The sequence below is a fragment of the Sulfitobacter noctilucae genome (genome assembly GCF_000622365.1).
Taxonomy (GTDB): Bacteria; Pseudomonadota; Alphaproteobacteria; order Rhodobacterales; family Rhodobacteraceae; genus Sulfitobacter; species Sulfitobacter noctilucae.
In genome coordinates this window covers 76966-85272 of record NZ_JASC01000007.1, presented here as the reverse complement: position 1 = coordinate 85272, position 8307 = coordinate 76966, and the positions used below count along the sequence as shown (strand labels likewise).

The 8307-nt window shown below is 53.8% G+C and carries 11 protein-coding genes and 1 pseudogene; 5 read left to right on the top strand and 7 right to left on the bottom strand.

From position 1 onward, the window contains the following. From Z945_RS0106180 to Z945_RS0106155, 6 genes and pseudogenes are all read right to left on the bottom strand, one after another. Positions 1-875, bottom strand: a pseudogene (locus Z945_RS0106180) (M23 family metallopeptidase); the annotation flags it as partial. After that, a complete protein-coding gene (locus tag Z945_RS0106175) occupies positions 872-1498 on the bottom strand; it encodes an SCO family protein (protein ID WP_025051237.1) in 627 nt (208 codons plus the stop codon). The gene Z945_RS0106175 and the pseudogene Z945_RS0106180, both read right to left, overlap by 4 nt. After that, on the bottom strand, positions 1498-1950 hold the full coding sequence (locus Z945_RS0106170) for a copper chaperone PCu(A)C (RefSeq protein ID WP_052862617.1): 453 nt from the start codon (positions 1948-1950) through the stop codon (positions 1498-1500). Before Z945_RS0106170 ends, Z945_RS0106175 begins: the two co-directional genes overlap by 1 nt. 40 nt (positions 1951-1990) lie before the next feature. After that, positions 1991-2650: a DsbA family protein gene (locus Z945_RS0106165; protein ID WP_025051235.1), complete on the bottom strand. Its 660-nt coding sequence runs from the start codon at positions 2648-2650 to the stop codon at positions 1991-1993. Beyond that, entirely contained in the window at positions 2647-3072 is a 426-nt protein-coding gene (locus Z945_RS0106160) for a disulfide bond formation protein B (protein WP_025051234.1), read from the bottom strand. The genes Z945_RS0106165 and Z945_RS0106160 overlap by 4 nt, the downstream gene beginning before the upstream one ends. After that, entirely contained in the window at positions 3069-3665 is a 597-nt protein-coding gene (locus Z945_RS0106155) for an SCO family protein (RefSeq protein ID WP_025051233.1), read from the bottom strand. Before Z945_RS0106155 ends, Z945_RS0106160 begins: the two co-directional genes overlap by 4 nt. Before the next feature lie 172 nt (positions 3666-3837). Between Z945_RS0106155 and Z945_RS0106150 the strand changes: the two genes are divergently transcribed. The 5 genes from Z945_RS0106150 (at position 3838) to Z945_RS0106130 (ending at position 7254) form a co-directional block, all read left to right on the top strand. Next, positions 3838-4266, top strand: a complete 429-nt coding sequence (locus Z945_RS0106150) for a MerR family transcriptional regulator (protein WP_025051232.1) — start codon at positions 3838-3840, stop codon at positions 4264-4266. A gap of 100 nt (positions 4267-4366) precedes the next feature. Further along, complete coding sequence (locus Z945_RS0106145) at positions 4367-5137, top strand: transglutaminase-like domain-containing protein (protein WP_025051231.1); 771 nt, start codon at positions 4367-4369, stop codon at positions 5135-5137. Then, positions 5127-6044, top strand: coding sequence for a cation diffusion facilitator family transporter (locus Z945_RS0106140; RefSeq protein ID WP_025051230.1), 918 nt, complete (start codon positions 5127-5129; stop codon positions 6042-6044). The genes Z945_RS0106145 and Z945_RS0106140 overlap by 11 nt, the downstream gene beginning before the upstream one ends. Then, the gene (locus Z945_RS0106135; protein ID WP_025051229.1) at positions 6044-6592 is read left to right on the top strand and encodes a methyltransferase family protein; all 549 of its coding nucleotides are present in this window, start codon (positions 6044-6046) and stop codon (positions 6590-6592) included. Before Z945_RS0106140 ends, Z945_RS0106135 begins: the two co-directional genes overlap by 1 nt. 98 nt (positions 6593-6690) lie before the next feature. After that, positions 6691-7254 (top strand): L,D-transpeptidase, encoded by a 564-nt coding sequence (locus Z945_RS0106130; protein ID WP_025051228.1) that lies wholly within the window; start codon positions 6691-6693, stop codon positions 7252-7254. A gap of 86 nt (positions 7255-7340) precedes the next feature. Here Z945_RS0106130 and Z945_RS0106125 read toward each other — a convergent pair whose 3' ends face one another. Beyond that, positions 7341-8303, bottom strand: a complete 963-nt coding sequence (locus Z945_RS0106125) for an alpha/beta hydrolase (RefSeq protein WP_025051227.1) — start codon at positions 8301-8303, stop codon at positions 7341-7343. Positions 8304-8307 lie beyond the last annotated feature (4 nt).

The following is an 8307-nucleotide window of genomic DNA, read 5'->3' as shown; positions in this document are numbered from 1 at the left end:
GGCTGGGCAAACACGCGCAACAGATCACCATCGACAAAGATCGTCGCGTTCCCAGAGTTGTCATCGGGCCAAACGATTTCATAAAGAGCTTCATCTATGGTCAGCGCAGCAAAAGACAGGCGGGGCTGTGTGATGACCTGATCGCCAACAGTGGCTTCCCGCCACATAAGTTGCAGCCTTTCGCCGCCCTGCAGATCACGCCGGAAATCGACAGTGCCCCCCAACATCTCAGCCAAGTCTACGGCAAACCGCGCCGGAATATCAGCCGATGCAAGGGTTGTAAAGATCGAGGTTTCCACCGTCGTATCTGCCGCACGCAGAACCAGATCGGGCTCAGGAACGATCTTCCGTGTGGCAACCTCGTCTGCGAACACGGCTTCGATTTGTACGCCAGCATCGACGGACAATACTACCCTTCGAAGGGACCCGGAAAGCGACGTTTCAACCTCAATACTGTATCCGGGTTTGAGCTTGCGCAGGTCATATTCCGCGGCCAGCGCCAGCGCCACTTCGGCGCGATTGGGTGCAGAGAGGCCTGCTGAGGACAGCAATGCGTCCAGTGTTTCACCTGATGACAAACTTCCCGACCACATCTCCATTGGAGGATTGGTTTCTGGCAAAGCCGCATCAAGTATTCGGCGCGAGGGCAGTTCTGGTGCCCAAGCGATTGTGTCCGATCTAGGAACTGCTTTCTCAAAGGGCATCAGCGGTTGAGTTAGGATTGCCGGGTTCTGCATTGGCGCGGGCTGCCAATTAGACACCTCAACAAGCGCTTCTGGGACAGATGCCTTTCTCCAGTTGTTCGGGAGACCAATTACCAACGCGACAGCAACGCCTGCTGCTGCGACGCCGTTGGCAGGGTATCTCAATTTCATGATGTATCTTCTTCTGCTCTTGTCAGGATGCGGCGGATCTTTGGCACCGCAAATTCCCTTGATTCGTGGTAATCTACGGTCCCGGCAAACTGTCCCTCAACATCAAAGAGAAAGACGCTCGCCGTGTGGTTCATCGTGTAGTCGTCGCCCTCGGTGACGACTTTTTCATAACTTGCGCGGAAGCCTGCCGCGGCGCGTGCCGTTTCACTCAGCGTTCCGCTCCAACCTTGGATAGCGGGGTGAAAATAGCTGACATATTCAGCCATGGCGGCCTCCGTATCGCGCTCTGGATCGACTGTAATGAACACAACATTCATGTCGGCCACGTCGTCTCCAAGGTCGTCGAGCCACCCAGAAATGTCCGACAATGTCGTCGGGCAGACATCGGGGCAGTATGTGAAGCCGAAAAACGCCATTGATGGATTACCCAGAAGTGTCTCAGGTCCGACGGTTGCGCCGTCCTGGTCGGTCATCTGGAATTCCATCTGAGTGAGCGGCAAGGGTCGTTGAGCCACCGGTTCAGGCGCGCCGGGACCGTCCACGCGCCACCAGCCAATGAACAGCGTGAGTGCAGCCACTCCGGCAATTGCGGCACCATAAGTAAGGAGAGTTCTTCGGTTCATCAGCCCTCTGGCCCACGCGCCGCAATCCCAAGAATGGGCACATCGACGGTCCGCGTCCCGCCATCGGCAAAGTTCAATGTCAGCGGAAAAGTCTCGCCTTCCACCATCTTGGTTTGCAATCGCATCAGCATGGCATGCAAGCCACCCGGCTCAAGGGAAACACTTTCGCCGGGGGGAATCATGATCTCTCCGGCTGGAGCCATGGAACTCACACCATTTGCGTCGGTCTTAGTCTCATGGATGTCGGGCATCATGGCGAGAGGCGTTTCCAAGCCTACAAGCGTCACCGGATCGGTACCGGTATTGCGCAGGGTCATATAGGCAGCACCCGGACGGTTGATGCCTATAGAGGCGCGAGACCAGGCGTTTTCGACTACAACGTCCTCAGAGCCAGCAACTGTTGTCGTCGGCAGCCCGACGAACAGGCACGATGCAAAGATGGTGGCAGCAATGGATGATTTCACGAGTTAGTTCCTCTCAATAGTAAGTTGGTCACGAGCCGATTGCCGCGACTTCTGCGGCGACCAACGCGCGCAGTTCGTCAACTCCAAACGGATCGAGCGGTTTGCCATTTACATAAAAGGTGGGGGTTTGGCGCACGCCCATTGCCTCAACGTCTGCGCGGTCTTGATTAAGGATCGCCAGCGTTTGTGGCGCTCTCATCTGGTTATGTGCGGCGTCAACATCTAGGCCAGCCTGTTCAGCAATGCCGAGAATTAAACCCGGCGCTGGTTCGCCGTGAGACGCCCAACGTGGCTGAAACTCAAGGATCGCTTCTTTGACCGGGATATAGACGTCTTGCATACGCGCCGCTTCCATCACCCTGATGGCTTCTTCCGAGGCCGCCCCATGGAACGCGGTGTAGCGAAGAACGACCCGAACCTGTCCGTCGTGCTCCGCCATGATATCCTTGATGACGGGGTAGAATGCCCTACAAGCCTCACAGGCTGGATCAAAGAATTCCACGATTGTGACAGGCGCATCCTCTGGCCCCATGATGGGCGAGTAGGGACGCATCAGAGCCTCCGCTATTTCGGGCTGGACCGGATCGACTTGTGCAATCGGGGCAGGGCGGGACTGATACCAGACAGCGGCGGCAAAGATCGCTAAGCCAACAGCCAAGACGGATAGAACGATTGATCTGTTTTTCATGTGCGGGGCTCCTTCAGGGAGAAAATGGACAGGATCGCGATCAGCCCAAAGGCGACCAACGCCAAAAGCGGGATGGGGAGGCTAAGAAAAACCTGATTATCGTCTGTGCAAGACGGGCCAGTCGCCGTGCAGGGTTGGATGCGCTCCGGGAGAATTCCGGTGTAGAGGCCCAGATGCCACAGTGCGATGGCGGCCCCACCAAGGGCGAGCGCCACACCGTAGCGACCTACCCGGTAATCCTCCCACCAAAGACCGAGGCCCAGAACAACGGCCAGAGGGAACATAAACGCGCGCTGAAACCAACACAGATTGCACGGAACCTGCCCCAGAACCTCACCGATATAGAGAACGGCCAAGGAACTCCCCAAAGCGACGACCCACGCGGCGGTCAGAGCCGTCTCTCTTGACATCACCCGGCTCATATCGACATCCGCGCCTTCAGATCGGCAAGGATCTCCTCTGCCGGTGTGCCATATGTCCAAGCCCCGACATATCCACCTTGGGGGTCAAAGAGGAACAGCTGAGACGAATGCCCCATCGTGTATCCGTCGGGCGAAGCCGCTTCCTCGATCTTCTCAAAGTACACCCGGAAGGTTTCTGTTGTTCGCTTGATTTGATCGGCCGTACCAGTGAGCCCTATGATATCTGCATCGAAAGCCGGAACGAATTCCGCGAGCTGTTCAGGCGTATCACGTTCAGGATCAATCGAGATAAACAGCGGCTGGACTTTAGCGGCATCGGAGCAGAGCGCATCCATGACAGCAGCAACCTCAGCCAAGGTCGTGGGGCACACATCTGGGCAATTCGCAAAGCCGAAAAATACGAGCATCCAGCGCCCTGCGAAGTCTTCGTCCGTCTGCACCATGCCTTGGTGATCGGTTAGTTCGAAATCTGCCCGGAACGCAGGATCATCAATGCGCTGTTCGCTTCTGGTAGAAACTTGCAGCCAAACGAACCCCACAATTGCGATCGTGGCGAGGCCCCAAAGCATTTTTTGCAAAACAGATAGTCTCATTGGTCGAATTGCGCCCGATTCAGTGCATTTTTATGGTGTTGTAAATGTTCTAGTTGCTAGAGGTTCAAGCTGTTTCTTGGCACAGTGACGGCGTGTCACGGACCCGTGAACAGAGCAATGGCTTGCACATGCCAATACCTATAGCTACCAACACTATAGCTATGGAGGTTACATGCTTACAATTGGCAGCTTGGGAAAGAAAACCGGAACGAAAGTTCAGACCATTCGGTACTATGAACAAATTGGGTTAATGCCCGAGCCGGGCCGGACCGATGGAGGGCAGCGGCGCTATGGGGACACTGAGGTCGACCGCCTGTCCTTTATTCGACATGCGCGACAGTTGGGGTTTCCTCTGGAAGCCATCCGTGAACTGCTTGATCTCAGCGATAATCCCGACCGCTCATGCAATGAGGCCGACTCCATCGCGCGTCGGCAACTCAAACAGGTTGAATTGCGGATGGATCGACTCAAAGCGCTACGCACCGAACTGAAACGCATGATCCAGGAATGCAGCGGCGGAAACACAGCGGACTGCAAGGTTCTCGAAGTTTTGCGAGATCATTCGGAGTGTCTTACCGACCATGACGGGATTGGAGCCTAGCCCTTACAAGGGCTCAAACGGATTAATCGGAAAAAGCCTCTTGAAGCTCTAGTCACTAGAGCAATTACATCTACACATATACGATTCGAGGAGATGTAAATTGAGTGCTGATGATCCGCTTCTGGCAGCAACCGCATTATTGAATTTCGACAATCCATCGATTGCACGGCTGATTGAGAATAGAGACTGGAACGCCCTGTCGACACATGACCAGATTGGGGCAATCTACGATTTTGTGCGCAATGAAATCGCCTTCGGATATAACCGGTCAGATGACATCTCGGCCGCTGAGGTGCTGACTGACGGGTTTGGCCAATGCAACACCAAGGGCATTCTACTAATGGCGCTCATGCGTGCGGTCGGCGTGCGCTGCCGTCTTCATGGATTCACTATCCACAAAGAACTGCAGCGGGGTGTTGTTCCTGAACTCGTCTATCCCATTGCTCCGGAAGAAATCATTCATTCCTGGATTGAGGTCGAAACCGAGACGGGTTGGGTGAACCTCGAAGGGTTTATTCTTGATGCCGAGTTTCTTTTGGCTCTCCAATCCACATTTACCGATACACAAAGCCTCTGCGGCTATGGGGCAGGGACTGATTGTCTGAGGGCTCCGCCGGTCGAATGGACCGGCGGCGATACCTACATCCAAAAAACAGGCATCGTGCAGGATTTGGGCACATTCGACACGCCAGATGATTTCTATGCCAACCATCGACAGTCGTTCAGTTTGGTGAAGGATCTTTTGTATCGCTATGTCGTCCGCCATTGGATGAATGCCCGCGTCCGTCGCATTCGGGCAGGGCGCGTTCCGCGCATTCCCGGCATAGCGCTTTCAAATCATCACCACGAGGGATCACGCCATGCCTCATGACGGCCACGCGCATATCGACCCTGCATCCGGTGATCGTCGTGTTTCCGTCGCGATTTGGGCGAACGCACTTCTGACAGTTGCGCAGATTGTTGGCGGCATCCTGTCGGGCAGTCTCGCACTCATTGCAGATGCCTTGCACAACTTCTCTGATATGGCTTCTCTGGTAATTGCGTTCGCGGCCCGAAAGATTGCCAGACGTCCTGCTGATGAAAGAATGACATTTGGCTACGGTAGGATCGAAGTCGTCGCGGCGTTGATCAACTACACAACCCTCATCCTCGTCGGTGTCTACCTCATATATGAAGGCGGAATGCGACTGATCGAACCGACCGAAGTGGCTGGTTGGACAGTGGTAATCCTTGGCTCTGTAGCGCTAGTCGTCGATACGCTGACAGCGATTCTGACCTACTCTATGCAAAAGGGTAGCGTGAACATCCGAGCCCTATTCCTGCATAACTTGTCAGATGCTTTAGCATCTGTTGCTGTGATCATCGGCGGCTCGCTAATTCTGCTTTATAACATGTGGTGGGTCGATCCTGCGATCACGATTGGTATCGCCCTGTATATCCTTTACCTCGCCGTCTCAGAAATTGGCGGTCCCATACGCATTCTGATGCTGGGAAGTCCGCCAGATCTCAACAACGAGGAGGTGATTGCCGCCATTAAAGATGTCGATTGTGTGCATGACGTCCACCACGTTCATCTTTGGCAAATGCAGGAGAACCAAGCCGCATTGGATTGCCACGTTGTGATCAGTAACGGTGCTTCCGGCGAAGGAGTCAAAACGGCGCTAAAGGCCCGTCTTGCCGACGAGTTTGGCATCCAGCATTCCACGCTGGAACTTGAAGACCTGGAGCATGCGCATAAAGGCGCACAGCTCTATGGCCATAATGAGAGCGAGGCATAATGCAGACGACGTTGATTTTTCTTGGTCTGGGAATTGCCGCCGCAACGCTCGCTTCAATCCTGTGGTCCATTGCAGTTCCGGATCGCCGCATTTGGCCCCCTCGACGCTATACAGTCATGACACCTGTTCTTGTCTGGGTGCCCACACTCTCGCTGTTTGGCATTCTTATTGTCCTTGGGATCTGGGGGTGGGGCGATCTTGCTTTGGCAGGCTGGTTACGTTTCGGGGTTGGGATACCACTTATCTTGGTTGGGAATTTCGTCGTCTGGTCTGAAGTCGCTCATTTCGGGATACCACAAACAGGTGGTGCGGAGGGCACTCTGAGGACCGCTGGGATGTATCGCTACTCACGTAATCCTCAGTATGTGGCAGATATCGCGATTGTGGGAGGTTGGATAATTCTCACATCAGCAAGGCCGGCGCTCATGGTAGGAATGGCAGGAATCCTCGTTCTGATAGCTGCACCATTTGCTGAAGAGCCATGGCTTAAAGAGAAGTATGGTTCCGAATTCGAAGAGTATCGTGCTTCGACCCGTCGTTTTCTCTGAACCGCCTCACGAAAATGTCATTCCCAGGCCTGTTGACCCTCTAGCTGCTAGAGGTCGCAAAAGACGAGAGAGTACAATTAAGAAATGTGGGCAAACTCATGAAAACTCGTAGGCAATTTTTCACTACCTCAGCAGCATTCATCGGTCTTCCCGCATTGGTGAGAGCCCAATCTGCGGAGCAGCTGAGTCAAGGGTCGGTACGCAGGAACATCTCATCTTTCAGGACCCAGCCTTGGCAGGACCATTTTGCTGATCTGTCACATGGAGCCATCCTCTGCGACATAAATTCTAGGGCGGTACAGTATTGGTCTGAAGACCAGAGCATCTACAAGCTCTACCCATCAAGTGTGCCGTTATCCGAAGAACTGACTCGACGGGGATATACAGAGGTCGTTCGAAAGGTTGAGGGGCCGAGTTGGCGACCAACACCATCAATGAAAGAGCGCAATCCTGAATGGCCAGATTACTGGCCGCCCGGACCAGATAACCCGCTCGGGACGCATGCGCTCTACTTGTCTTGGCAGTATTATCGTGTTCATGGCACCGGCGATACGCGCAAGATTGGACGCCAATCTTCAAACGGCTGTATCGGTCTTTACAATGAACATATCGCCGAGCTCTTCGGCTTTGCTGAGGTTGGAACGCAGGTTAGAATTTTCTAAGTCGCCTTCTTTAGAATTAGTGCTTCGCGCTTGGTAATTTCTCCTAGTTTACTTAATTTCCTTGAACGCAGAATTCCGACCGCTGCTTATGCTGGCCCGTCTTTACCGGACAGGTCTATGTTCGAAAAGAAATCGAAAATCTGCGCCATCACGTCGCCGCCCACCTCGGGAATCTCCGTCAGCACGTCGTGCTTCGCGTTTCGTATCATGGAATATTTGGCGCCCGGCCATTTCGCCATACGCTTTTTGATTGAGGAATTGTCTACGAGTTGATCAAGTTCGCCGCAAAAGGTGATGCAAGGGACATTGGGGGAGGGGACCCTTGAAAGCCGTCGGCATTCCGCAAGGGCTTCATACAGCCACGACATCGTTGGCCCACCAATCTGCAGCTCCGGCGCAGCCTGCGCCTGTTTCACCCAATAGTCATACATTGCAGTGTTGTGGGTGAGATTGTTTTCCTCGAATGGCGTTTCCAAAACATAAATCTCGCCACTTTCGCCCGGTACGTATTTCTGGCCAATTCCGAATTTTTGGAATCCCCAAGAAAGCGGCCAAGCGGCAATGCGTTGAACCGTAGACATCTTGATCCCCCACATAGGGGAAATGAAGGCAGAAGCCGCGACAGGAAGTCCATCAAGCATTGCGCGAAAACCGATACAGGCTCCCATAGAAACGCCGACCAGGAAATATGGTTTGGGCATGTTCAACTCGTCAGCAGCTTGAATGAATGCAGCGACATCTTTTTGATAATCAGAAAAACTCTCAATGTGACCAGCTTGAGGGTCCGTTGCCATTCGGTCGGATAAGCCTTGGCTTCGCCAATCTATGATCGCGGTTGCAAAACCATTCTCTGCAAAGGTTTTTGCGACCCGCCCGTATCTCTCGACATACCCAAACCTGCCAAGCATCAGCAGGATCGTGCCCTTGGCCTCAAGCTCGGACTGATAAGTCCCAACTCGAACGCGAACACCATCGTCGGTTTTGATCCAGTAGGCGTTACCCGATGCAGGTCCTTCTGCGATATCACTATAAAATCTTGCTTGTTCCATTACT

Excerpts from the sequence above, each read along its gene's own strand:
- Z945_RS0106175 (WP_025051237.1), bottom strand. The coding sequence starts at position 1,498 with ATGAACCGAAGAACTCTCCTTACTTATGGTGCCGCAATTGCCGGAGTG.
- Z945_RS0106165 (WP_025051235.1), bottom strand. The coding sequence starts at position 2,650 with ATGAAAAACAGATCAATCGTTCTATCCGTCTTGGCTGTTGGCTTAGCG.
- Z945_RS0106160 (WP_025051234.1), bottom strand. The coding sequence starts at position 3,072 with ATGAGCCGGGTGATGTCAAGAGAGACGGCTCTGACCGCCGCGTGGGTC.
- Z945_RS0106155 (WP_025051233.1), bottom strand. The coding sequence starts at position 3,665 with ATGAGACTATCTGTTTTGCAAAAAATGCTTTGGGGCCTCGCCACGATC.
- Z945_RS0106150 (WP_025051232.1), top strand. The coding sequence starts at position 3,838 with ATGCTTACAATTGGCAGCTTGGGAAAGAAAACCGGAACGAAAGTTCAG.
- Z945_RS0106140 (WP_025051230.1), top strand. The coding sequence starts at position 5,127 with ATGCCTCATGACGGCCACGCGCATATCGACCCTGCATCCGGTGATCGT.
- Z945_RS0106135 (WP_025051229.1), top strand. The coding sequence starts at position 6,044 with ATGCAGACGACGTTGATTTTTCTTGGTCTGGGAATTGCCGCCGCAACG.
- Z945_RS0106130 (WP_025051228.1), top strand. The coding sequence starts at position 6,691 with ATGAAAACTCGTAGGCAATTTTTCACTACCTCAGCAGCATTCATCGGT.
- Z945_RS0106125 (WP_025051227.1), bottom strand. The coding sequence starts at position 8,303 with ATGGAACAAGCAAGATTTTATAGTGATATCGCAGAAGGACCTGCATCG.